The organism is Leifsonia sp. GW821-FHT13C05 (genome assembly GCF_058806515.1).
Map to the genome: position 1 here is coordinate 127,622 of NZ_JBXAPT010000007.1, position 20,939 is coordinate 148,560.

At 69.7% G+C, this 20,939-nt stretch carries 25 protein-coding genes and 1 riboswitch; of the genes, 9 read left to right on the top strand and 16 right to left on the bottom strand.

Features of this window, described 5'->3' with window-relative positions:
* Nucleotides 1–81 precede the first annotated feature (81 nt).
* The 3 genes from AC1ROC_RS17280 (at nt 82) to crcB (AC1ROC_RS17290) (ending at nt 1,507) form a co-directional block, all read left to right on the top strand.
* Nucleotides 82–606, top strand: coding sequence for a universal stress protein (locus tag AC1ROC_RS17280; RefSeq protein ID WP_493001675.1), 525 nt, complete (start codon nt 82–84; stop codon nt 604–606).
* A riboswitch (Fluoride riboswitch) is annotated at nt 607–689 on the top strand.
* A gap of 21 nt (nt 690–710) precedes the next feature.
* Entirely contained in the window at nt 711–1,136 is a 426-nt protein-coding gene (gene crcB / locus AC1ROC_RS17285) for a fluoride efflux transporter CrcB (protein ID WP_085367546.1), read from the top strand.
* Complete coding sequence (gene crcB / locus AC1ROC_RS17290; protein ID WP_085367547.1) at nt 1,133–1,507, top strand: fluoride efflux transporter CrcB; 375 nt, start codon at nt 1,133–1,135, stop codon at nt 1,505–1,507. Before crcB (AC1ROC_RS17285) ends, crcB (AC1ROC_RS17290) begins: the two co-directional genes overlap by 4 nt.
* A 319-nt stretch (nt 1,508–1,826) precedes the next feature.
* On the opposite strand, the gene AC1ROC_RS17295 is transcribed toward crcB (AC1ROC_RS17290), so the two are convergent.
* Entirely contained in the window at nt 1,827–2,189 is a 363-nt protein-coding gene (locus AC1ROC_RS17295) for a nuclear transport factor 2 family protein (protein ID WP_085367548.1), read from the bottom strand.
* Nucleotides 2,190–2,235: 46 nt separating this feature from the next.
* Here AC1ROC_RS17295 and AC1ROC_RS17300 point away from each other — a divergent pair, with 46 nt between their 5' ends.
* Nucleotides 2,236–2,733, top strand: coding sequence for a hypothetical protein (locus tag AC1ROC_RS17300; RefSeq protein ID WP_085367549.1), 498 nt, complete (start codon nt 2,236–2,238; stop codon nt 2,731–2,733).
* A gap of 62 nt (nt 2,734–2,795) precedes the next feature.
* On the opposite strand, the gene panD is transcribed toward AC1ROC_RS17300, so the two are convergent.
* Together panD and AC1ROC_RS17310 are read right to left on the bottom strand one after the other, a co-directional pair.
* Nucleotides 2,796–3,209: an aspartate 1-decarboxylase gene (gene panD, locus AC1ROC_RS17305; RefSeq protein WP_085367550.1), complete on the bottom strand. Its 414-nt coding sequence runs from the start codon at nt 3,207–3,209 to the stop codon at nt 2,796–2,798.
* An 80-nt stretch (nt 3,210–3,289) separates the two neighbouring features.
* Nucleotides 3,290–3,739, bottom strand: coding sequence for a MarR family winged helix-turn-helix transcriptional regulator (locus tag AC1ROC_RS17310; protein ID WP_085367551.1), 450 nt, complete (start codon nt 3,737–3,739; stop codon nt 3,290–3,292).
* A gap of 119 nt (nt 3,740–3,858) precedes the next feature.
* Between AC1ROC_RS17310 and AC1ROC_RS17315 the strand changes: the two genes are divergently transcribed.
* The 3 genes from AC1ROC_RS17315 (at nt 3,859) to AC1ROC_RS17325 (ending at nt 8,007) form a co-directional block, all read left to right on the top strand.
* Nucleotides 3,859–5,091, top strand: coding sequence for an MFS transporter (locus tag AC1ROC_RS17315; RefSeq protein ID WP_085367552.1), 1,233 nt, complete (start codon nt 3,859–3,861; stop codon nt 5,089–5,091).
* 40 nt (nt 5,092–5,131) lie between these two features.
* Nucleotides 5,132–6,178: a hypothetical protein gene (locus AC1ROC_RS17320; RefSeq protein WP_493001679.1), complete on the top strand. Its 1,047-nt coding sequence runs from the start codon at nt 5,132–5,134 to the stop codon at nt 6,176–6,178.
* An 83-nt stretch (nt 6,179–6,261) separates the two neighbouring features.
* Nucleotides 6,262–8,007 carry a chaplin family protein gene (locus tag AC1ROC_RS17325; RefSeq protein ID WP_493001681.1) on the top strand — a complete coding sequence of 582 codons (1,746 nt, stop codon included), beginning with the start codon at nt 6,262–6,264 and terminating at the stop codon, nt 8,005–8,007.
* Nucleotides 8,008–8,061: 54 nt separating this feature from the next.
* Here AC1ROC_RS17325 and AC1ROC_RS17330 read toward each other — a convergent pair whose 3' ends face one another.
* The 7 genes from AC1ROC_RS17330 to AC1ROC_RS17360 form a co-directional block, all read right to left on the bottom strand.
* Entirely contained in the window at nt 8,062–9,054 is a 993-nt protein-coding gene (locus tag AC1ROC_RS17330) for an ROK family protein (protein WP_493001683.1), read from the bottom strand.
* Nucleotides 9,051–9,803, bottom strand: a complete 753-nt coding sequence (locus tag AC1ROC_RS17335; protein WP_493001685.1) for a copper homeostasis protein CutC — start codon at nt 9,801–9,803, stop codon at nt 9,051–9,053. The genes AC1ROC_RS17330 and AC1ROC_RS17335 overlap by 4 nt, the downstream gene beginning before the upstream one ends.
* Nucleotides 9,800–10,813, bottom strand: coding sequence for an asparaginase (locus tag AC1ROC_RS17340; RefSeq protein ID WP_493001687.1), 1,014 nt, complete (start codon nt 10,811–10,813; stop codon nt 9,800–9,802). The genes AC1ROC_RS17335 and AC1ROC_RS17340 overlap by 4 nt, the downstream gene beginning before the upstream one ends.
* The gene (locus AC1ROC_RS17345) at nt 10,806–11,735 is read right to left on the bottom strand and encodes an amino acid ABC transporter permease (protein WP_085367556.1); all 930 of its coding nucleotides are present in this window, start codon (nt 11,733–11,735) and stop codon (nt 10,806–10,808) included. Before AC1ROC_RS17345 ends, AC1ROC_RS17340 begins: the two co-directional genes overlap by 8 nt.
* Entirely contained in the window at nt 11,732–12,376 is a 645-nt protein-coding gene (locus tag AC1ROC_RS17350) for an amino acid ABC transporter permease (protein WP_168688318.1), read from the bottom strand. Before AC1ROC_RS17350 ends, AC1ROC_RS17345 begins: the two co-directional genes overlap by 4 nt.
* Before the next feature lie 120 nt (nt 12,377–12,496).
* A complete protein-coding gene (locus AC1ROC_RS17355) occupies nt 12,497–13,444 on the bottom strand; it encodes a glutamate ABC transporter substrate-binding protein (RefSeq protein ID WP_085367558.1) in 948 nt (315 codons plus the stop codon).
* Between the two features lie 69 nt (nt 13,445–13,513).
* Complete coding sequence (locus tag AC1ROC_RS17360; RefSeq protein WP_179150697.1) at nt 13,514–14,242, bottom strand: amino acid ABC transporter ATP-binding protein; 729 nt, start codon at nt 14,240–14,242, stop codon at nt 13,514–13,516.
* Between the two features lie 204 nt (nt 14,243–14,446).
* On the opposite strand from AC1ROC_RS17360, the gene AC1ROC_RS17365 reads away from it, so the two are divergent.
* Both AC1ROC_RS17365 and AC1ROC_RS17370 read left to right on the top strand, forming a co-directional pair.
* Nucleotides 14,447–15,646: an ROK family protein gene (locus AC1ROC_RS17365; RefSeq protein ID WP_493001690.1), complete on the top strand. Its 1,200-nt coding sequence runs from the start codon at nt 14,447–14,449 to the stop codon at nt 15,644–15,646.
* Nucleotides 15,643–16,569: a Gfo/Idh/MocA family protein gene (locus AC1ROC_RS17370; protein WP_493001692.1), complete on the top strand. Its 927-nt coding sequence runs from the start codon at nt 15,643–15,645 to the stop codon at nt 16,567–16,569. Before AC1ROC_RS17365 ends, AC1ROC_RS17370 begins: the two co-directional genes overlap by 4 nt.
* A gap of 28 nt (nt 16,570–16,597) precedes the next feature.
* Here the strand turns inward: AC1ROC_RS17370 and AC1ROC_RS17375 are convergent, their stop codons facing one another.
* The 6 genes from AC1ROC_RS17375 to AC1ROC_RS17400 form a co-directional block, all read right to left on the bottom strand.
* The gene (locus tag AC1ROC_RS17375) at nt 16,598–17,707 is read right to left on the bottom strand and encodes a hypothetical protein (RefSeq protein ID WP_493001694.1); all 1,110 of its coding nucleotides are present in this window, start codon (nt 17,705–17,707) and stop codon (nt 16,598–16,600) included.
* Nucleotides 17,668–18,273, bottom strand: a complete 606-nt coding sequence (locus AC1ROC_RS17380; RefSeq protein ID WP_493001696.1) for an ATP-binding cassette domain-containing protein — start codon at nt 18,271–18,273, stop codon at nt 17,668–17,670. The genes AC1ROC_RS17375 and AC1ROC_RS17380 overlap by 40 nt, the downstream gene beginning before the upstream one ends.
* On the bottom strand, nt 18,264–19,259 hold the full coding sequence (locus AC1ROC_RS17385) for a hypothetical protein (RefSeq protein ID WP_143465503.1): 996 nt from the start codon (nt 19,257–19,259) through the stop codon (nt 18,264–18,266). Before AC1ROC_RS17385 ends, AC1ROC_RS17380 begins: the two co-directional genes overlap by 10 nt.
* Nucleotides 19,260–19,303: 44 nt before the next feature.
* A complete protein-coding gene (locus tag AC1ROC_RS17390; protein ID WP_085367564.1) occupies nt 19,304–19,903 on the bottom strand; it encodes a hypothetical protein in 600 nt (199 codons plus the stop codon).
* Nucleotides 19,904–19,971: 68 nt separating this feature from the next.
* Nucleotides 19,972–20,304, bottom strand: coding sequence for a hypothetical protein (locus AC1ROC_RS17395; RefSeq protein ID WP_143465505.1), 333 nt, complete (start codon nt 20,302–20,304; stop codon nt 19,972–19,974).
* A 99-nt stretch (nt 20,305–20,403) separates the two neighbouring features.
* Nucleotides 20,404–20,901: a pyridoxamine 5'-phosphate oxidase family protein gene (locus AC1ROC_RS17400; RefSeq protein WP_493001699.1), complete on the bottom strand. Its 498-nt coding sequence runs from the start codon at nt 20,899–20,901 to the stop codon at nt 20,404–20,406.
* Nucleotides 20,902–20,939 lie beyond the last annotated feature (38 nt).

The following is a 20,939-nucleotide window of genomic DNA, read 5'->3' on the forward strand; positions in this document are numbered from 1 at the left end:
GCGATCGGTACGGCCGCGTTACCGCGACGGTACCCCAGCATCCTGCAGCCGTCGAGGGCGGGCGTGGTGCACACTAGGGACATGAGCGGCAATGACAGCAGTCTGCGCGGAGGAATCCTCGTCGCGGTCGTCCCCGGCCAGCCGGTGACCGTCCTGCAGCACGCACTCACCCTCGCCGACGATCTCGACGTTCCCCTGATCTGCGCGAACGTCGACCCGAACCGCTACCTGGTGTCCAGTTACGTGGACGGCACCGTGGTCGCGCTGCCGTACGACCCCGACCTCCCGGAGGTCGAAGACGAGACCTTCGACCCCGAGCTGGAGGAGCGCATCCGGTCGGTGCTGAACGGGACGGGCGTGCCGTACCAGCTGAAGCAGCTGGCCGGCGACCCCTCGTGGGCGCTCACCCGGCTGGCCGACGAGGTGGATGCGCGCTACATCGTGGTCGGGACGCGCGAGGCCGGGCTGCGGGGCAGCATCCGGGAGTTCTTCAACGGCTCGGTGGCGGTGCACCTGGCGCACCGGCAGCACCGCCCGGTGATCGTGGTGCCGCTCGCGCCGGTGCCCGGGCAGGGCGCGCTGCCGTGGGAGGACCCGCCGGTATAGTGGGCGAACGGCGATGGATCTCGCCGGGGCCGCGACCGTTTCGCGCCCGAACCGCGTCGTCCGCTGATAGTTCCTACGCTTCCTGACCGAAGGGTGGATACCGCATGGCCGCGACCGGACAAGCTCCCGTGCACCTGCGCTGGCAGTACCTCGGGCTGGTCTTCGTCGGCGGGGCGCTCGGCACGACCGCCCGCTACCTGATCTCGGCGGCGATTCCCCCGCTGGCCGGGCTTCCGGTGGCGACGTTCGCGATCAACGTGGTCGGTGCGTTCCTGCTCGGCTGGCTGCTCGAAACGCTCGCCAGGCGCGGACCGGACCACGGGATGCGCCGCAGCGTGCGCCTGTTCGCCGGGACGGGTATCCTGGGCGGCTTCACCACGTACAGCGCGTTCGCGGTGGATGCGGACGGCCTGATCGCGGCACAGAACCTCGGCGGCAGCATCCTCTACGCCATCGCGACGATCCTGGTCGGCGCGGTGGCGTCGGTGGCCGGGATCGCGCTCGGCGCGCGCATCGGGCGGACGCGGTGACGCCGCTGCTGGTGGTCGGGGTGGCCGTCGCGGGCGGCCTGGGCGCCGTCGCACGTCTCGTGCTCGACGGGGTGCTGCGCAGCCGGATCGCTGTCGCCTTCCCGCTCGGCACCACCGTGATCAACGTGACGGGCTCGTTCCTCCTCGGCCTGGTCACGGGACTCGCCATCGCCAACGGGCTGCCGCCGGAATGGCGCGCGATCATCGGCACGGGCTTCCTCGGCGGGTACACCACCTTCAGCACCGCCAGCTACGAAACCGTCCGCCTCGCCCAGCAGCGCCGCTACCGGGCGGCCGCCTTCAACGCGTTCGGCATGATGCTGCTCGCGCTCGCCGCAGCGGGCCTCGGCCTCTGGCTCGGCGCGCTCTAGGCCGTGCTGCAGACGGCTCAGTCCTGCGCGGGCTCCTGCTCCATCCAGCACTCCATAGGTTCCGTCTAAGCGGAAATCCAGCCCGCGACTTCGGGATGCTCCGGTTGAGCGGAGATCCTGGCGGCGTGTCGGCCGGAAACTCCGGCTCAACCGGCCCGCCGCCTGGCGGCTCCGCTTCAGCGGAAGTCCGAGCGTCAGCGCGGCGCGTCCCTCCGCCCGAACGGAGTTCGCGCGCGCTGGTGGAGATTTCTCCGCTTGAGCGGAAGGCGGCGGGAGGTGGGGGAGCTGGCCAGCCGGCGCCGAGCGTCTCGCAGACGGCTCAGTCCTGCGCGGGCTCCTGCTCCATCCACCACTCGGTGAACTCTTCTGCCCGGCCGTCCGGGGCGAGCTTCACCACCCAGAGGTTGCTGTAGATGGGGCCGTCGCGGTAGTCGGTGACGCCCTCGACGAAATAGGTGTGCTGGTCGCGGCCCGCCACGCGCCACTCGAAGGTGGCTGCTCCCGGATCGTCCTGCGCATCCAGCCAGCCCTCGACGATCTCGAGGTGGCCGTCCCACGGCTCGGCGAACGGCTCGGTGCGGTAGCTGGCCTCTTCGGTGAACAGCGCCCGGATGTCGTCCGGATCGTTGGACTCCCAGGCCCGCCGATAGAGTTCCACCCACTGCTCGATCGGTTCGCTCATGGCCTCTTTATACGCCCCCGGCGCGTCCCCTGGCTAGCATGTGGGCATGGATGCGCAGCTCGAGCCGTGGGCGGAGTTCAACGTGGCCATCGCCGGGGCGGGTGCCGCCCTCGGCGGGCTGCTGATCGTGGCGCTGTCCGTCAACATCAAGCAGATCGCCGAATCGCGCGGACTCGCCGCGCGGGCAGGTGCCGCCGTCGCTGCGCTGATCCTCGGCATCGTGCTGGCGTGCGTGGCCCTCATCCCCGGTCAGGCGCTGTGGGGGTACGGGATCGTGACGCTGGTCGGCACGGCGATCGGGGTGGTGATCGCGGTGATGGCGTCGCGGGCGATCGTCCACGATCCGGGGGGAGCGGAGTATCACCGGTACGACGTGCAGCACATCGTGTCGTTCGTGCTGCCGCTGGTGATCTTCGCGGTCGGAGGCGTGCTTGGGGTGCTGTCGCTGCCCGCCGCGCTCTACCTCGTGGCGATCGGGACGATCGTGGCGCTGCTGGGCGCTGCCCTGTTCAGCTGGATCGCGCTGGTGGAGATCCTGCGCTGACGGCTGGGGCGGACCGCCTGCGCTGACGGCTGGGGCGCGCGTTGTCGCGTTTGCCGCCCGGCTCAGCGCACCGCGAACGGCGGGGTCTCGACGCCGGGGGTGATCGCGGAGGCCGGGTCGGAGTTGACCGCGACGATGCGGTTCTGCGCATCCACGTGGACGACCGTCGGCTCGAAGGCGCGGGCCTCCTCGTCCGTCAGCTGGGCGTAGGAGATGACGATCACCAGGTGGCCGACCTCGGCCAGGTGGGCTGCCGCGCCGTTGACGCCGATGACGCCGCTGCCGCGCTCGCCGGCGATGAGGTAGGTCTCGAAGCGGTTGCCGTTGGCGATGTCGACGACGCTCACCTGTTCGCCGGGGAGGAGGTCGGCCGCGTCGAGCAGGTCGAGGTCGACGGTGAGGGAGCCGACGTAGTGCAGGTCGGAGTGCGTGATGGTCGCGCGGTGGATCTTGGACTTGAACATGGTGCGGAGCATCGGAGGGTCTTTCGTCGAAAGGGGGTTCGGGGCGGCGAGTGCCGCGAGGGTCAGTGCACCAGCGGTCAGTGCACCAGCGGTCAGTGCACCAGTGCGAGCTGCGGCAGCGCCGAGATCAGCCCGGCCAGCTCGGGCACGTCGTGCGCCTCGGCGAGCGCGCGTTCGAGGGCGGCGTCGTGGATGGGCCGGGCCGCGTCGAGCAGGTGGTGGCCGGCGGCCGTGAGCTCGGTGTAGATGCCGCGGCGGTCGTCGTCGCAGAGTACCCGGGTGAGGAGGCTGCGCTCTTCGAGCCGGTTGACGAGGCGGGTGGTCGCGCTCGGGCTGAGGGCGCTCGCGCGGGCGAGCTGCTGCATGCGCATGTGCCAGCCGTCCTGGCGGCTGAGGGCGTCGAGCACCGTGTATTCGACCACGGAGAGCTGCACCTCTTTGGTGAGCGCGCGTTCGAGTTCGCTCTCGATGAAGTTGTGCAGCGCTGCGAGGGTGCGCCAGCCCTGGGCGCGCACCTCGACGGCGTCGTCGGTGATTCCCATCGGCGGGCCTCCCTGTTCTGTGGTGGCGGCGCGCGCATCCACGGGTTGCAGAAAGTAATTGCATGTGCAACTATTTATGACGCGCCTGCAACTATCAGACTACCAGCACAGGAGTTCTCATGCCCATCGGCCTCATCGCCCTCGCCCTCGGCGGCTTCGGCATCGGCCTCACCGAGTTCGTCATCGCCGGTCTGCTGCCGGAGGTGGCGGCCGACTTCCGCGTGAACGAAGCGGCGGCGGGCTGGCTCATTTCCGGATACGCGCTCGGCGTGGTGGTCGGGGCGCTGTTCCTCACCGCCGCGATCAACCGGCTGCCCAGGAAGGCGGCGCTGCTCGGCCTGATGGTGCTCTTCATCGTGGGCAACACCGCCTCCGCCCTCGCCCCGACCTACGCGTTCATGCTCTCCGGCCGGGTGCTCGCCGCGCTCGCGCACGGCGCCTTCTTCGGCATCGGCTCCGTGGTCGCGGCCGGGATGGTCGCCCCGGACAAGAAGGCGCGCGCCATCGCGATCATGTTCACCGGGCTCACCGCCGCGAACGTGCTCGGCGTCCCGTTCGGCACCCTGCTCGGGCAGGCGCTCGGCTGGCGCTCCACGTTCTGGGCCATCGCGGTGATCGGGGTGGTCGCGACCATCGGCGTCGCCGTTCTCGTGCCGTCCGGGACGGGCGTTCGCGCCCCGTCCGACGACGCAGCACCCAGCCTTCGCAGCGAACTGCGGGCGTTCCGCTCCGGGCAGGTCTGGCTCTCGATCGTCGTGACCATCCTCGGTTTCGGCGGGATGTTCGGGGCGTTCACCTACATGGCGTTCACCCTCACGGAGGTCAGCGGGTTCGCATCCGGTGCCGTGCCGTGGTTGCTGATCCTGTTCGGCGTCGGCCTGTTCGCCGGAAACGCGCTCGGCGGCCGCTTCGCCGACCGCGCGCTCGACCTCACCCTCACCGTGGTGCTCGCCGGGCTGGCGGTGATCCTCGCGGTGTTCGCGCTGGTCGCAGGCAACCCGGTCGCTGCGGTGATCGCACTGGTGCTGATGGGCGCGTTCGGGTTCGCGACCGTGCCAGGGCTGCAGATGCGGGTGATGAACTACGCCCCGGATGCTCCGACCCTCGCGTCCGGCGCGAACATCGCCGCGTTCAACGTCGGAAACGCGCTCGGCGCCTGGATCGGCGGGGTGACGATCACGGCCGGTCTCGGCTACACGTCCCCGCTCTGGGCGGGGGCCGCGATCACGCTGGGAGCCGTGGTGGTGATGGTGTTCGCCGGGCTGGCGGCGCGGCGTTCGCGCACCGATGCCCTGGATGCGGCCGGAGTCCCCTCGAAAGAATCCTCGACAGAAACTCTTCCGATCGGGTAGACGGGGGAGTACAGTCCCGATTGTCTCGAACGGTCAGGGGGTGATCGGGTTGGTACACACGGCTGAACAGCCCACCGCCTTCTCCCCTGCCCGCATCCTGATCGGGTCTCTGATCGGCGGTGCCGGTCTCGCGATCCTCGGCTTCTTCCTCGGCTCGTCGCAGGCATCCGCCGCCGAGCCTGCACCTCCGCAGCCCGTGCACTCGGTGCTCGGAGCGGTCGGCGGCCTCGTCTCCGGCGTCGACGAGTCGGTCGGCGCGGTCGTCGGCGGCGTGACGGACACGGCGGCGTCGGTGACCCAGGCGGTCGCCCCCGCGGTTCCCGCCCCCGTGCAGGATGTGGTCGCCACCGTGACGACGCCGGTGACGGACACCCTCGACAGCATCGCGGACCAGGCGCCCGTGACGTCCACCGTCACGCCGGTCGTCGGCGTCGTGGACGACGTGCTCAACTCGGTCCCGCTCACCAACGATCTTCTCGGCGACGACCCGGTCGCCACCGTCGTCACGCCGGTCACGAACACCGTCGACGACACGGTCACCGCGGTGGTCGACGGCACCACGAAGGCGGTCGACCCGGTGGTCGGGACGCCCATCGTGCTGCCGCCGGGACTCCCCGGCACTCCCGGGGGACCCGGCCTGCCCGGCGGTCCTGGCGTGCCCGGTGCCGGCGGTCCGGGGGAGTCCGGCCTTCCGGGCGCTCCCGGTGTGGATGCCGGTGGTCGGCCGGGCGGGATTCCCGCCGACGCCGCCGCCCTCGGTGACGGTAGTGGGTTCGGCGCGTTCGCTGCGGGACGCGGCGGCGCGCATCCACTGGTCGTGGCGTTGGCGAGCGCAGGCTCTGCGACGCTCCCCGACGGTGCGCCGGCCGCCCCTGCCGGCCCGTACGGGCCGACTCCTGCCGCGCCTCCCGCGCCGTCTTCGGGCAGCGGGGCGGGCGCATCCGGAGCAGGCGGTGCCGCACCCGGTGCCGCCATCCCCGAGAGCTTCATCGCACCCGTGGCCGCCGTCGGCGGTCCGCTGGGTGCCAACGGCGACGACCGTCTTCCGGCGTCGCCCGTCGCCGACCACGACATCAGCCCCGACTGAGTGGGTCGCCTCTGCCCTTCTACGGCAGAACGCGACCGAAGTCTCCCGTGTGGGAGCACACCACTCAATCGAAAGGCAAGACCATGAACAAGTACGTGTCGAGGGGGCTGTGGTTCACCCTCTTCCTCGGCGGGTTGTCACTGGCGGGTGTCGGTGTCGCGAACGCGGCCGAGACCAGCGGATCTGACGGCACCGCCTCCGGGACCCAGGCCGTCGTCGGCCTGACGGTCCCCGTCACGATCAGCGGAAACGGGATCAGCGTGCTCGGCGACTCGAGCAGCGCGGACGCGGCGACCGCCGCACCCGCCGCCGCACCGGCCGCCGCACCGGCCCCGTCGGCCACGGTCGACACGTCCGGAGTGGGCGGCGTGCTCTCGGGCACGCAAGCGCTCCTGGACGTGAACGTGCCGGTGACGGTCACCGGCAACGCGATCAGCGCGGTCGGGGACACGGCCAGCGCCGACTCGACGGCCGCTGCTCCGGCAGCCGCCGCTCCCGAGGCCGCAGCGCCCACCGGCGCGACGACCTCCGGCTCGGACGGCATCGCGTCCGGCGCGCAGGTGCCGGTGGATGCTGCTGTGCCTGTGACGGTCGGCGGGAACGCGATCAGCGTGCTCGGTGACTCGTCCAGCTCGGGTGCGGCTGTGGCCGCTCCTGCTGCCGGTGCCGGTGCTGCCGGCTCCGCGCCGACCACGACGGGTGCCGACGGCATCGCTTCCGGTGCGCAGGTGCCGGTGGATGCTGCTGTGCCGGTGACGGTGGGCGGGAACGCGATCAGCGTGCTCGGTGACTCGTCCAGCTCGGGCTCCACGGCGACCGCTCCTGCGGCGGGCACGAGCAGCGATTCAGCGCCGACCACGACCGGTGCGGACGGCATCGCCTCCGGTATCCAGGCGCCGATCGACGCCGCACTGCCGGTGACCGCCGGTGGCAACGCGATCAGCGTGCTCGGTGACTCCACCACCTCCGGTTCGAACACGACCGCTCCTGCGGCCGGCTCGGGCAGCAGTTCAGCGCCGACCACCACGGGTTCTGACGGCATCGCCTCGGGCATCCAGGCGCCCATCGGCGCCGCTGTTCCTGTGACCGCCGGCGGCAACGCCGTCAGCGTGCTCGGTGACTCCACCAGCTCCGGCTCCACCGCGACCGCCCCGGCCGCCGGCAGCACCGGAGGCGGCGCAGCACCCACCACCACCGGCGAGGACGGGGTGCTCTCGGGCATCCAGCTCCCCGTCGGTGCCGGCGTGCCGGTGACCGCGGGCGGCAACGCGATCAGCGTCGTCGGCGACAGTGCTACTACGGGGGCTGCGACCACCGGCGGGAGCACGGGCGGGACCGGCTCGACCGGCGGCTCGACGACCACCGGAGACGGGGGCCTGCTCGGCGGCATCCAGCTGCCGGTGGATCTCGGGATCCCGGTGACCCTCGGCGGCAACGCCATCAGCGTGATCGGCGACACCAGCACCACCGGCTCCACCACCACGCCGACCGGCCCGACCACCCCGACCGGACCGACCACGCCGACCGGGCCCACCGGCCCGACCGACCCCGGCACCCCGGTGACGCCCACCGGCCCGGGAACGCCCGGAACGACCCCGTCGACCGGTAACGGCAACGGGGCCACCGTCACCGCAGGCGTCGGCTCGGCAATGGCCCTGGCCGGCACCGCATCGACCGCCGCCGCCGGGATGCTCGCATCCACCGGCTCCGACGTGTCGGGGCTGGGCGGGCTCGGTGCACTGGCCGCGCTGCTCGCGCTGGCCGGAGTCGTGCTGTTGTTCGCCCGCCGCAACCGTGAGGCTGCTGCGCACCACCACCGCATCCACTGAGGCTGCGGAGCACCACCACCGCATCCCTGAGGCCGACGGGGTTCGGGAGGCCGCCTAGTCCGACAGGACGGGCTGCTTCTCGAACCTCTCGGCCCAGGATGCCGGCAGGTCGCTGCGACCTGCCGCGCGGAACGCGAGGATGGCGGCGCCGGTCCGTCCGGCGTCGCCTCCCAGCTCGCTGCGCACCACGCGGGGACGGGAACGCCAGGCGAGCCCGGCGCTCATCCGCTCCGTGAGGGGCACCATCAGGGCGTCGCCGGCGCGGGAGAACCCGCCGCCGAGGACGATCACAGCAGGGTCGAGCAGGAGGGTCATGATGTTGAGGCCTTGAGCGAGCACGTCGACGGCTTCCGACCAGACGCGGTCGGCGGTCGGGTCCGTGCCCAGCCGCGCGACGATCTCGCGCGAGCTGAGGTCGTCCCCGCCTGCCGCCGCGTATCGGCGCGCCAGCCCGGCGCCGGACACGTACACCTCCAGGCAGCCGCGCTGGCCGCAGGTGCACTCCTCGCCGCCGGGGATGACCGGGATGTGGCCGAACTCGCCCGCGGCGCCCGTCGCGCCGGTGACCGTTCCGCCGCGGGTGATCAACGCGGCGGCGACACCCGTGCCGATGGGCACGAGGACGAAGTCGTCCGAGCCGCGCGCAGCTCCGATCAGGCGCTCGGCGATCCCGGCCGCGCGCACGTCGTGGCCGAGGGCGACCGGAACGTCGAGCTCGGCGCGCAGGGTGTCGAGGAGGGGGACGTCCCGCCAGTCCAGGTTGGAGGCGTAGAGCACGACGCCACGCTCCTCGTCCACGATGCCGGGGGTGGCGACTCCTGCGCCGATCACCGTGCATCCGGCGTCGTCCGCCAGGGAGCGCAGGGCGTGGAACAGGGCGACCAGCGCGTCGACCACGTCGGTGGCGGGGGTGGGGATGGTCAGCTCGGCGATGGCGTCACCGTTCGCCGTGACGACGGCGCCCTTCATCGCGGTGCCGCCGAGGTCGACGGCGAGCACGGCCTCGACGGGGCCGTCCTCGGCCTGCGCGGCAGTGGATGCGCTCATGCCGCCACCCGCTCCAGCTCGGCCACCACGGCGGAGACCACGGCGGAGGACGTGACCATCCGGAATCCGGAGTCGTACACGGTCGCAGCACCACCCGCGGCCCGGGATGCGCTGGGCCTGGCCTCGCTCGCCCGCAGGTGCACCTCGGGGACGCCGGTGCGGCGGACCAGCTCCGCAACGTTGGCCGGGCGCACACCGCCGCCCGCGAGGATGGTCACCCGTCCGCGCGCGCGCACCACGAGTTCGGCCAGCTTCTCCGCGCCGTCGGCGGCGGTCGCCACCCCTCCGGAGGTGAGCACTCTGTCGACGCGGAGGACGATCAGCTCGTCCAGCGAGGCCGGCAGGTCCGGGGTCTGGTCGAACGCCTTGTGGAAGGTGACGGGCGCGTCGCCGCAGGCCTCGCGCATCCTGGCCGTCGCCGCGACGTCGATGGTGCCGTCCGGCCGGAGCGCGCCGATGACGAACCCGAGCGGAACACCGGACGGGTTGGGCAGACCGCGGATGGCGACGATGTCGTCGACCATCGCGGACACCTCGGCCTCGCTGAAGACGAAGTCGCCCCCGCGCTGCCGCACGAGCACGTTGATCCCCATGCTCGTCACCTGGCGCAGTGCGGCCGCGACCGTTCCGAGCGACGGCGTGACGCCGCCCTCGCTCAGCGCGGAGCACAGCTCGATGCGGTCGGCTCCGCCGCGTTCGGCCGCCGCGACGCCGTCGAGGTCGTCGAGGCAGATCTCGACCAGGGTCACGCGACGCGCTCCAGCGCTGCCGCGAGGTCGCTGCCGACGCCGATGGCGCCGACCGGCACTCCGCCGCCGAGCACCGGCAGCGCGGTGAGCGCGGTGGCGCCCGAGATGTCGGTGCCGAGCGCTTCGAGCACGCGCAGGGCGAGCAGGGTGGTGGCGCGCGGGCTGCCGTCGACGATCTTCATCGAGACGGCCGTGCCGTCCGCGGCCGCGACGCCGATGACGCCCTCGGCTCCGCCCTTGGCGAGGGCGGCGGGCACCGTCTCCATCAGGGCCGAGTTCTGGTGGCCGGAGCCTCCGACATAGAACGGGTGCTCGCGCATCGCGGCGGCGACCTGCGCGGCCGGGGTCCCCTCCTCGGCCTGCACGAGGGCGCGGAACGACTGCGCGACGCCGCGCACGGTGGTGCCGAAAAGCGGGGCGCCGCATCCGTCGATCGCGTCGTGGGAGACCGGCACGCCGGTGAGCTCGGCCATCGTGGCCCGCACGTGCTGCTGCAGGGGATGCGCGGTGTCCAGGTAGTCGTGGGTCGACCAGCCGTTCACGGCACAGGCCAGCAGCATGGCGGCGTGCTTGCCGGAGCAGTTCATCCGCACGCGGGCGCGCGGCTCGCCGGCGCGGACCAGGCGCTCGAATGTCGCCTCGTCCTCCGGGCGGTCGACGGGGCAGCCGAGAGCGGAGTCGTCGAGTCCTGCGCGGTCGAGGATCGCACGCACCACCCGCACGTGCTCGTCCTCTCCGGTGTGGCTGCCGGCCGCGATGGCCAGCTCAGGTCCGGACAGGGGGGCTCCCGCGGTGAGGCAGGCGAGCGCCTGCAGCGGCTTGACCGTCGAGCGGGGCAGGATCGCCGCATCCGGGGTGCCGAGTTCGAGAACCGTCGCGCCGGACGGGTCGACGGCGACCAGGCTGCCGAAGTGGCGGCTCTCGATCAGGCCGGAGCGGGTGACGGTCGCCAGCTCGGCGAGCGAACCGACGGTGGGGGCGGTGGGAACGGCGGTGGGTGACTCAGACATTCGCGGCTTTCGTATCGATTGCGGGCAGGCCGGGCAGCGCCGGCTGTGTCGAAGGGCGTCGGCGAGAGCCGCGTTGCAGACGCGACGCCAGAGCGGAGAGGCTGCCGTTGACCACCAGGTAGATGAACGTCACGGCGATGTACGTCGGGATGAGGAGGTGCAGGAAGGAGGCGAGCACCTGCCCACGGTAGAGCAGCTCCGTGAACGCCACGATGTAGCCGAGCGACGTGTCTTTGAGGAGGCTGACCAGCTGGGTGATCAGCGACGGCGCCACGTTGCGGAACGCCTGGGGGAGGACGACGAACCGCATGGCCTGGGCTCCGCGCATCCCGAGGCTGAGTGCCGCCTCGCGCTGACCGCGGGGGAGGCTGCCGACGCCGGCCCGGACGATCTCGGCGAAGACGGCCGAGTTGGCGATGGTGAGCGGCACGACCAGCTTCCACAGGGTGGGCAGGTTGATGCCGATCTGGGGCAGGCCGAACAGCATCAGGTAGATCATCAGCAGCACCGGGATGGTGCGCGCGATCTCGATGTATGCGGAGCAGAGCCAGCGCAGCCAGCGCTGGTGGCTCATCCGGCCGAGACCGAGCAGCACGCCGAGCGCTCCGCCGAGCACGGCGACGATGGCCGCGGCCTGGAGCGTCCCGAGGAGGCCGACGAGCAGGTACTGCCAGATCGCCCAGTCGGTGAACGGCTGCCAGCGCGCCGGATCGAGCTGACCGTGCGCCGCGAACTGCCAGAGGCCGGCGCCGATGATCAGCGCGAAGACCACACTGCTGACGATCGAGCCGATCAGGATGTTCCTGCGGCCACGGGGGCCGGGCTGGTCGTAGATGAAGGAGGCGGCGTACGTGCGCTTCTTCGCGCGCTTCGCCTTCGCCGGACGCGCAGCCGGACGGTCGGGGATGAGCTGAGCGGTCATCGGACGATCGCCACCTTTCGTTCGACCCAGCCGGCCGCGAGGCCGATCGCCAGGGCGATGGCCATGTAGATGATGCCCGCGCCGGAGAAGATCAGGATGGGCTGCGCGGCGATGAGGTTGATCTTGTTGACCTCGGCGGTCAGCTCGACGACGCCGACGGCCGCCGCGAGCGCCGTGTTCATCGCGAGGGCGATCATCACGTTGCCGATGGGCTGCACGACGGCGCGGAGCGCCTGGGGGATGACGACGAACCGCAGCGACTGGCTCAGCGTGAAGCCGAGGGCTCTGGATGCTTCGACCTGGCCGACCGAGACGGTGTTGACACCCGAGCGCACGGCTTCGGCGACGTACGCGGCCTCATAGACGGTGAGCACGATGATCGCCGTGGGCGTCAGGGGAAGGAGGAGACCGGCATCCGGCAGCGCGAACACGGCGAGCAGCAGCAGGGCGAGCAGCGGGACGTTGATGAAGAACTGCACGTACAGGAACGCAGCGGCGCGCAGGATCGGGATGGGGCTGACCCGCGCGACGGTCACGAGGACGCCGAGCACGATCGAGCAGACACCGGCGATGAGCGCCATCATCAGCGTCGTGCCGAGCGCTTGAACGATCGCTCCGAGGTTGTCGATCAGGGGATTCATTGCTCACTCACTGCGGGGAGACGGGGATGGTGGGTCGGGATGCGCGCGGGCGTGTGTGGTCGTACCGCGCGCATCCCGAGCTGAGGGAGTCCCCGAGCCGGGGGAACCCGGGGGCTCCGGTCAGGAGCCGGGGACGGAACCGATCTCCGGCGGGGTCGGGATGGCCGAGTCGGTCACGGTGCCGAGCGTGGTCTTCCACGCCTTGCCCCACTGGCCGCCCTTCTGGATGGTCTTCAGCCAGTCGTTGATGAAGGACTTGAAGTCCGAGTCGCCGTGCTGCAGGCCGATGCCGTACGGCTCCTTCGTGAAGGGCTCGCCGACGACCTTGATCTGCTTCTCGCTGGCCGCGTCGCTCGCGAGGAGCGTGTAGTCCTGCACGTACGCCTCTCCTCGGCCCTGGATGAGCGCCTGGACGGCGGCCGGGTCGGTGGCGAACGCGGTCACCTTGGCCTTCGGGGCGACCTTGGGCACCTCGGTGACGGCGGGGGTGTTCGCGCCGACGATGACGTTCTTGCCGTCGATGTCCTTGACGGACTTGATCGAGGTGTTGTCGCTCTTCACGGCGACGGCCAGGCCGGACTCGAAGTACGGTCCGGCGAAGTCGATCTGCGTCGCGCGCTCCTCGGTGATCGTGTACGTGTTGAAGACCACGTCGACGGTGCCGTTCTGCAGCATCGCCTCACGCGTCTCGGACGCCGGCGGGACGATCTCGACGTTCGGCTTGCCCAGGATGTACGTGGCGAGCAGCTTGGCCAGGTCGGCGTCGAAGCCGGTCACCTGGTCGGGGTTCGTCGGGTCCTGCTGCGAGAGCAGCGGGGCGTCGAGCGCCTCTGCGACGATCAGCTTGCCGCGCTTCTTGATCTTCTCCATCGTGGAGCCGGGGAGGATGAGGTCGGCCTTCGCGACGGGGGCGTCGGCGAAGGGCGAGTCTGCGCTGGACGAGCTGCTGCTCGAGCTGCTGCCGGGGAGGCTGGTGGTGCCGGATGAGCAGCCGGTGACGGCGAGCGTCACAGCGGCCAGCAGGACTCCGGCGGCCGTTGCCTTCCTGCGGGTAATGCTGCGGATCATGTGGTGCGTCCTTTCCAATGGGTTCGATCGGGATGCGATCGGGTGGTGCAGGGCGAAGCCTTCCGTTCGCTAGTGCGAGAGGACGGAAGCGAGGAACGACTTGGCGCGCTCGGAGCGCGGCGAGTCGAAGAATTCGGCGGGTGCGGCTTGCTCGACGATCTGCCCGCGGTCCATGAAGACGACGCGGTCGGCTGCGCGGCGGGCGAAGCCCATCTCGTGGGTGACGACGATCATCGTCATGCCCTCCTTGGCGAGCGAGGTCATCACATCCAGGACCTCGCCGACCATCTCGGGGTCGAGGGCGCTGGTCGGCTCGTCGAAGAGCATGACCTTGGGGTGCATGGCGAGCGCCCGGGCGATGGCGGCGCGCTGCTGCTGGCCGCCGGAGAGCTGGGCGGGGTGGCTGTGCGCCTTGTCTGCGATGCCGACGCGGTCGAGGAGGACCATCGCCTCCTTCTCCGCCTCCGCCTTCTTCGTGCCGCGCACCTTGATCGGGGCGAGGGTCACGTTGTCCAGGATGGTGCGGTGGGCGAACAGGTTGAACGACTGGAAGACCATGCCGACGTCGGCGCGGAGGCGGGCGAGCCCCGCACCCTCGACGGGGAGCAGCTCGCCGTCGACGCGGATCTCGCCGGAGTCGATGGTCTCGAGACGGTTGATCGAGCGGCACAGGGTGGACTTGCCGGAGCCGGAGGGACCGACGACCACGACGACTTCGCGCTTCTGCACGTCGAGGTCGATGTTCTGCAGCACGTGCAGCTCGCCGAAGTGCTTGTCGACGGCACGCAGGCTCACCATGAGCTGCTGTTCGGGTGCTGCTGTCATGCGGGTTCCTCGCGTCGTCATTGATGGGGCCTGGTCGAGTGGCCTGGCGGTCGGGTTGCGGAAAGCGTACTAAGTAATCCTGCTTTTACGCAATATTGGAATTACTTAATCCAAATTCGGAGAAAGTCGGTACAGTATCCTCAACTCACACGTCTTCAGAGGAGAACGATCGGCGCCATGAGCAGAATCACTGACGCGACGAGCACGATCGACGCACAGCCCGGCCACGGCTCGAACGCTGGCGTCATCCTCGACCTGATCCGCTCCGGCCATTCCCGCTCCCGGGCCGAGATCGCGCGCAGCACGGGATTGTCCCCGTCCACGGTCGCCCAGCGCATCGACGCCCTGATCGCCTCCGGATACATCCGGGAGGCGGGGGAGGGTGTCTCGCAGGGCGGCCGCCGCCCTCGCACCCTCGAAGTCGACCCGAGCAGCGGCGTCGTCTGCTCGGTCGACCTCGGTTCGCACCACGCCACTTTCGGCCTGATCGATCTCTCCGGCCGCCTCATCGCGGTGCGCAACGAGAACATGGACATCGGCCAGGGGCCGCAGCGCATCCTCACCTGGATCATGGCCGTGGCCGACGAACTCGTCGCAGAGCACGCCGAACCCGGCCAGCGCCTCCGCGGCTACGGCATCGGCCTCCCCGGCCCCGTCGACTCGACCACCGGCCGCATGGTCTCCCCGTCCAGGATGCCCGGCTGGAACGGCGTCGACGTCGCCGCCGCCATGACTGAGCTGAGCGGCCTCCCCTCCGCCACGGACAACGACGCCAACCTGATGGCCCTCGGCGAGCACGACAGCCTCGGCGACGACGTGCAGCACCTCGTCTTCGTCAAGGCCGGATCCAGCATCGGCTGCGGCGTGATCGCGCTCGGCGGCCTGTACCACGGCTACCACGGCATGGCCGGCGACATCAGCCACGTCACGGTGCCGGGCGCCCCGCCCGTGCTGTGCTCCTGCGGCCGCACCGGCTGCCTGGATGCGGTGGCCGGTGGCGCCGCGATCGTCCAGGCCCTGCGCGACGCGGGGGTGGAGGTCGCCGACACGAGCGAGGTGCTGGCGCTGGCGCGGGATGCGCATCCACTGGCCACCCAGATGCTGCGCGAGGCCGGCAGCCGGGTCGGCGGGGTGCTCGCGACGATCATGAACTTCTTCAACCCGCAGCGGCTGGTGCTCGGCGGCATCCTGGGCGAGGCGGAGGCGTTCGTCGCCGGCGTGCGCTCGACCATCTACTTCGAGTGCCTGCCGATGGTCACGGACGACCTCGACATCGCGGTGTCCGTGGCGAAGGACAGGGCAGGTATCCGGGGTGCAGGACGCCTGGTGCTCGACAAGCTGTTCGACGCCGCCGAGATCAACCGCGTGGTGCGGTGAACGGCGCTGAGGCGCACAGCGCTGCTGCGCACGGCGTCGCGATCGTCGGCGCCGGGCGGATGGCCGAGGCGCACGCCCGCGCCTGGTCCGCGCTCGGCATCCCGGTGCTCTCCGTGGTGTCGCCCCGCCGCAGCCCATCGCTCGCCGCAGCTCCGGATGCGCGCTGGGCGACCACCCTCGACGACGCGCTGGCCGATCCCGCCGTCACGATCGTGTCGGTCTGCACCCCGACGCCGACGCACGCCGACCTCGCCATCCGCGCGCTCGCGTCCGGCCGCAACGTGCTGCTCGAGAAGCCGATCGCGCTGACCCTGGACGACGCGCTGGCCGTGCAGGAGGCCGCGTCCCGCGCATCCGGGGTGCTGATGGTCGCGCACGTCGTGCGATTCTTCCCGGCATACGCCGCGCTCGCCGGGCGGATCGCCGCCGGAGGGGTCGGCACCGTGCGCGCCCTGCGGGCGACCCGGATGACCTCGTCGCCGCACCGGCCGGAGTGGATGGCCGACGAGGAGCGGTCCGGCGGCCTGGTGGTCGACCTCGCCATCCACGACTTCGACCAGGCCAACCTCCACCTCGGCACCCCGCTGGCCGTGACGGCCGTGCGTTCGCCCGGCGGCTACGGCGCCCCCGTCTCCACCACGATCGAGTACTCCGGCGGCGGCATCGCCACCGTCCTCACCGTCGGCGACCTGCCGGAAGGCTTCGCGTTCAGCACCAGCCTCGACATCGTCGGCACCGACGGGGTGGATGCGCTGCTCCCCGCCGACGGCGAACCGTTCGTCGCGCAGGCGGCATACTTCCTCGACTGCGTACGCGCGGGAGTCGCCCCGGACCGCTGCCCCACGAGCGCAGCGGTGGACGCGCTCCGGGTCGCGCTGGCCGCGCGGGAGTCGCTGCGCGCATCCACCAGGGTCGTGCTCTAGAGCTCGACCGTCTTGTTCTCGCCGATGTCTACCGGGTCGTGAAGTAGCGATAGAACTGGCGCTCGCGCACCAGTGTGACGCCGATCACGGTTCCAGCCAAGCCGCCGATGAGTCCCGCGATGGGAATGCGGACAAGGTTTGCGAACACCGCAGGGACATCCGCCGTGTTCAGGCCCGACATGCACCACACAAGGGCCGGAGCTGTGAGGACGAGTGCAACGAGTCCCCACAGAAGATACTCGATCACGAGCATCAGCGTCTGCGCGGTAGCGCGCATGCCGAGGTGCCTGGCAGAGGCCAGCGAGAGCCTTCGCAGTCTGATCGCACCGACTCCGAGAAGGAGCGCACCGATTGCGGCGGCGATATCGGAGAACCGCGACGGCCGCTCCTGGTAGTCGTCGCCCCCGTCGAAGCGAACCCCGCCCGTCGAATTCAGCTGGGAGAGCGTCGGAGGTTCGCTGTCGGTCGTCGGCGTCAAGGCGACGAGCGACAGTAGCGAGGCGATCGACCCGTCTTGTGGCCAGACTGACACCCAGCATTCGTCGTATCCCCCGGAAGGCACGGACGGAAAGAGGACTGAATACTGATACCCACCCCGGCGTCCATCGTCCGGATGGGTGAACGTGCCGGCCACGGGGATGTCGCCTTTCGTCGACGGCAACCTGTCTCCGCCATGTAGCGCCAGTTCGTCGGACACCTGCGACGACACGTACACACCCATTCGCCCCGCGGTCGGTTCCGCATTCAGAACGCGAAGGAACCCCGTCGTCACCTCGAACGTGGGGATGCCTGACGATGGCAACGCTCGCGCGACGACCTTGGAGTCCCTTGCCCGTGTGGCACCTGAGGCCTGAACGTTGCTGAGGGAGGAGAGATTGTCGCATCGTCGGCCATCAATGCCGTTCTTCGAGTTGAGAACGAGCGTCGAGCCCCCTGAGGCCACGAATGCGGAGGCCCTCTCGAGCGAGTTCCGGGCGATGAGGCCGTCGAAGCATACGAGGGACACGCAGAGCGCGCTCAACATCAAGGCCAGCAGGAAGGTTCGCGCGGTCCCGGTGGCGACATTGCGCAGAGCCTCGCCGACGATGTCACCGAGCCTCATCGCGTTGACCGCGCCAGTTCGATCGATTCCGTGCACGCTCGGACCGTTCGCTCGTCATGGGTTGCGACGACAACGATTGCGCCCCTGCTCACGAGCCTGCCCAATGCGCCGATCACGGTCTCCGCCGTCTGCGAGTCGAGTTGAGCGGTCGGCTCATCGACGAGGAGCAGGTCCGGTTGTGCGGAGATCGCCCGCGCGAGCATGAGTCTCTGAGCTTGTCCGCCGGAGAGCGTCGAGAAGCGACTCATCGCGTGCTCAGCCAGGCCGAACTCATCGAGCAGCGTCGCAGCGGCGATCCTCGCATCCCTCCGGGGCATCCCGAGCGACAGGAGCGGAAGGCACACCAGATCCAGCACTGATCGTCGTGGATCGCCGAACGGGTTCTGGAACACCCACTGCACGCGACTGACGCCGATCCGGCGGACCCGTCCGGCCGCCGGATTCACATGTCCGGAAATGATGCTGAGTAGCGTGCTCTTGCCTGAGCCGGACGGTCCGGTCAGGGCATAGAGCCGATCCGGATGCAACGAGTGAGAAAGGTCGTGAAACAGCCAGGCTGAACGATCGAAGCGATGTCCGACCTGCTCCAGTTCTACGTGCATTTCCACGATGCTTCGGGCTGTACGCGGACCGAGTGGAGTCGCGTTGGTGCCGCTGGAACCACCATCGTCTTTCCCAGCTCAGACCCCACGATGCGGACGTTCACCTGCCTGTCGCCCGAAATCACGCAGCCGGCTGTGCCGGCCGCAAGGATCACGGAGCTCGGGGGGACAACAAGCACGTCAAGCGGCTCAGCGAGCCGATACTCGCCGTGAACCGTGCGCGAGGGCGAGTCGGGACCGCCTGCTGCAGTGTCTCGAACGCGGTTGAGGGCGGGATCTGTCGCAAGCCGCGCCGGATCTGCGAGCGTTCCGTCTTTGTCGAGGTCGAAGACCTGCCCGTCGACCTCGACGACATACCGACGCTCCGCCAGCCCGCCGGGGAGTCGCGTCACCCGCGCTGACTCGACCGCTGGCACGAATTCGGCGATCACATCGCCCGCTTGGAGGTGCGTTCCGACGGTCACCGGGCAGGAAGCGACAGCAACGGCCGAGCCGAGCCAGACAATCGATTCGTGACTCACACCGGACACGCGACCGGGAGCGTTGATGGACGCCAACCTGTTGTTCAGGGCATTCACGAGCATCGTCGTCACCGGGCCGTGTTCATCCAGATCGTCCCCGAGCGCCCGGAGGCCCGCACGCAGCGAATCCACGTCCGCCCCTGCCTCCCCGAGTTCAAGGTCGCGCCACAACGGTAGCGGCATCACCAGGTTGAGCAGCGGCTCGCCCTCGATTGAGAATGCGTTGACGCCCGACTCGAGCGCCGAGCCCGATCGGCAATCGGCTCGGGAAAGCACCCCTGCCCGCGGGATGCGTGCATCGCCGGACGCAGATGTCGTGACTTCGATCTCGACAGGGGCGGAATCCAGAAACTCCTCGGAGGTCACATCGATGTGGTCGTGCGGGCTGGGGCTTGCGAGCGTGGCCGGGCGTTGTTGCGGTGTGAGTGCGACGCCGACTGTCGCGCCGATAGCGATTGCGCCCACCCCCGCGAGGGAGAGGAGGGTTGCGCTGCGTCTCAGCCGACTCATCAGCGAGGAGCTTGTGGATTCAAACCCAACGGATCCACGTTGCACTTTTTGAACGCTTCATCCGTCGGTGAGAATGGGAAGGTGTCCGACTCGAAATCGCTCTGATAGTCGCGGGCACTGTACGTCGATTCGACCAGTTTCTTGGACACGAGGCACGAGGCGATGAGCTCGTAAATGTCCCGATTGTCCGGGTTGCTCCTCACCTGGTAGAAGAGGGGGCTGATCGGACCGGTTGTTTCCGATTCACATCTCGTCACAGACTCGGTCGTCTCTGAACTCCGGTCGGCGTCGTCGTGTGAAGCGATGTGGAAGCCTCCGTCGGTGTCCCACGTGACAGCTGCACCCAAGCGAGCCATGCAGGAGACGAAGCGGTCCTGCAGTTCCTGATTCTCGCGTTCCGAGATCTCTTCATCGCTCAGGATTCTGCGCTGGAGCTGATTGTTCGAGTTCGACCACGCCTCGGCGAAGGCCGCGGACCACGGACCACGGAACGTGGGCGACCCGTCCGCAGTCCGGGCAGGGCCGGTTTGCTCAGCCGAACAGCCGCTGAAACACAGGAGGCCGATACTCGCAACGGCCAATGCAAGGGCTTTTCTCATGGATCTAACCTCGTTAGTCAGCCGTTCTGCCGGGGCGCTCAGCGCCCCGGCACAACGACATGCAATCGCTAGATTCCGTAGCCGGTCAGGCCGCCGTCGCCGTTCACCTGGAAGCTCGTCTTATTGGCGCCGATGTAGCAGCGTGAAGCCGTGGATGTGGCGCCTTTGGAAACCCAGGCGTGGTAGTAGTAACCGTCGTTTTTGACGTAGTTGACGTGGCGGATCGTCTTGGAACAACTGATGTTCTTCGCTGACCATGTCGCCAGGCTGACCTTGCCGCACGGAGGGGAATAGTCTGCCGCCGAAGCCGGGGCCGCGGCGGCTACACTGCCCGCGCCCAATCCCACAGCCATCGCTACTGCCGCAACCACGCGGGCGCGCGCAAACCTCTGATTCGTCATCGTTATTCCGATCGTTCTCGTGTGTGGAGCAGAAACGACAGTAGCATTAAGAATCAGAAGATGTAATTTCAGATTGTTTAGTCTAAGACAAAGCAGCGTCTAGAGCTCGACCGTCTTGTTCTCGCCGATGTCCGGGCGGGTGCGGGTGACGGTCGCCTTCGCGATCTTGAACACCTTCACGATGCCGGGCTCGTGCGACGCCCAGAATTCGGCGGACTCCGCGCTCACGTGCAGCAGTGCCACCGAGGGGTCGTCTTTGCCGTCGGGGAACCAGGCGTCCATCGCCGGGGTCCACAGCTCGTCGACCTTATCCCTGTGGTGCACGAGCTCTGCTGTGCCGGCCAGCGACAGGTAGCCCTTGCCGGTGTCGTACGACACGTTCACCTGGGGATGCGCGTGGATGTCGGCCACCTTCGGGCTCGGATCCTGCGTGAAGAACCACAGGTCGCCGTCGAATTCGGCCTTCTGGGTGGCGAGGGGGCGGGAGTGCAATGCCCCGGATGCGGTCTGCGTGGTCAGCAGCGCCACCCGGGACGCCGAGATGAGTTCGGCGATGGTGGCGAGGTCGTCCTCGTGCGTGCTCTGGTCGTCTGTCATTGCCGTCACGCTACCCTCGCAGCGGCGCGACGCAATCG

Coding starts and splice junctions, on each gene's coding strand:
- AC1ROC_RS17280 (WP_493001675.1), top strand. CDS start 82: ATGAGCGGCAATGACAGCAGTCTGCGCGGAGGAATCCTCGTCGCGGTC.
- crcB (WP_085367546.1), top strand. CDS start 711: ATGGCCGCGACCGGACAAGCTCCCGTGCACCTGCGCTGGCAGTACCTC.
- AC1ROC_RS17295 (WP_085367548.1), bottom strand. CDS start 2,189: ATGAGCGAACCGATCGAGCAGTGGGTGGAACTCTATCGGCGGGCCTGG.
- AC1ROC_RS17300 (WP_085367549.1), top strand. CDS start 2,236: ATGGATGCGCAGCTCGAGCCGTGGGCGGAGTTCAACGTGGCCATCGCC.
- panD (WP_085367550.1), bottom strand. CDS start 3,209: ATGCTCCGCACCATGTTCAAGTCCAAGATCCACCGCGCGACCATCACG.
- AC1ROC_RS17310 (WP_085367551.1), bottom strand. CDS start 3,739: ATGGGAATCACCGACGACGCCGTCGAGGTGCGCGCCCAGGGCTGGCGC.
- AC1ROC_RS17315 (WP_085367552.1), top strand. CDS start 3,859: ATGCCCATCGGCCTCATCGCCCTCGCCCTCGGCGGCTTCGGCATCGGC.
- AC1ROC_RS17325 (WP_493001681.1), top strand. CDS start 6,262: ATGAACAAGTACGTGTCGAGGGGGCTGTGGTTCACCCTCTTCCTCGGC.
- AC1ROC_RS17330 (WP_493001683.1), bottom strand. CDS start 9,054: ATGAGCGCATCCACTGCCGCGCAGGCCGAGGACGGCCCCGTCGAGGCC.
- AC1ROC_RS17340 (WP_493001687.1), bottom strand. CDS start 10,813: ATGTCTGAGTCACCCACCGCCGTTCCCACCGCCCCCACCGTCGGTTCG.
- AC1ROC_RS17345 (WP_085367556.1), bottom strand. CDS start 11,735: ATGACCGCTCAGCTCATCCCCGACCGTCCGGCTGCGCGTCCGGCGAAG.
- AC1ROC_RS17350 (WP_168688318.1), bottom strand. CDS start 12,376: ATGAATCCCCTGATCGACAACCTCGGAGCGATCGTTCAAGCGCTCGGC.
- AC1ROC_RS17355 (WP_085367558.1), bottom strand. CDS start 13,444: ATGATCCGCAGCATTACCCGCAGGAAGGCAACGGCCGCCGGAGTCCTG.
- AC1ROC_RS17360 (WP_179150697.1), bottom strand. CDS start 14,242: ATGGTGAGCCTGCGTGCCGTCGACAAGCACTTCGGCGAGCTGCACGTG.
- AC1ROC_RS17365 (WP_493001690.1), top strand. CDS start 14,447: ATGAGCAGAATCACTGACGCGACGAGCACGATCGACGCACAGCCCGGC.
- AC1ROC_RS17380 (WP_493001696.1), bottom strand. CDS start 18,273: ATGCACGTAGAACTGGAGCAGGTCGGACATCGCTTCGATCGTTCAGCC.
- AC1ROC_RS17390 (WP_085367564.1), bottom strand. CDS start 19,903: ATGAGAAAAGCCCTTGCATTGGCCGTTGCGAGTATCGGCCTCCTGTGT.
- AC1ROC_RS17395 (WP_143465505.1), bottom strand. CDS start 20,304: ATGACGAATCAGAGGTTTGCGCGCGCCCGCGTGGTTGCGGCAGTAGCG.
- AC1ROC_RS17400 (WP_493001699.1), bottom strand. CDS start 20,901: ATGACAGACGACCAGAGCACGCACGAGGACGACCTCGCCACCATCGCC.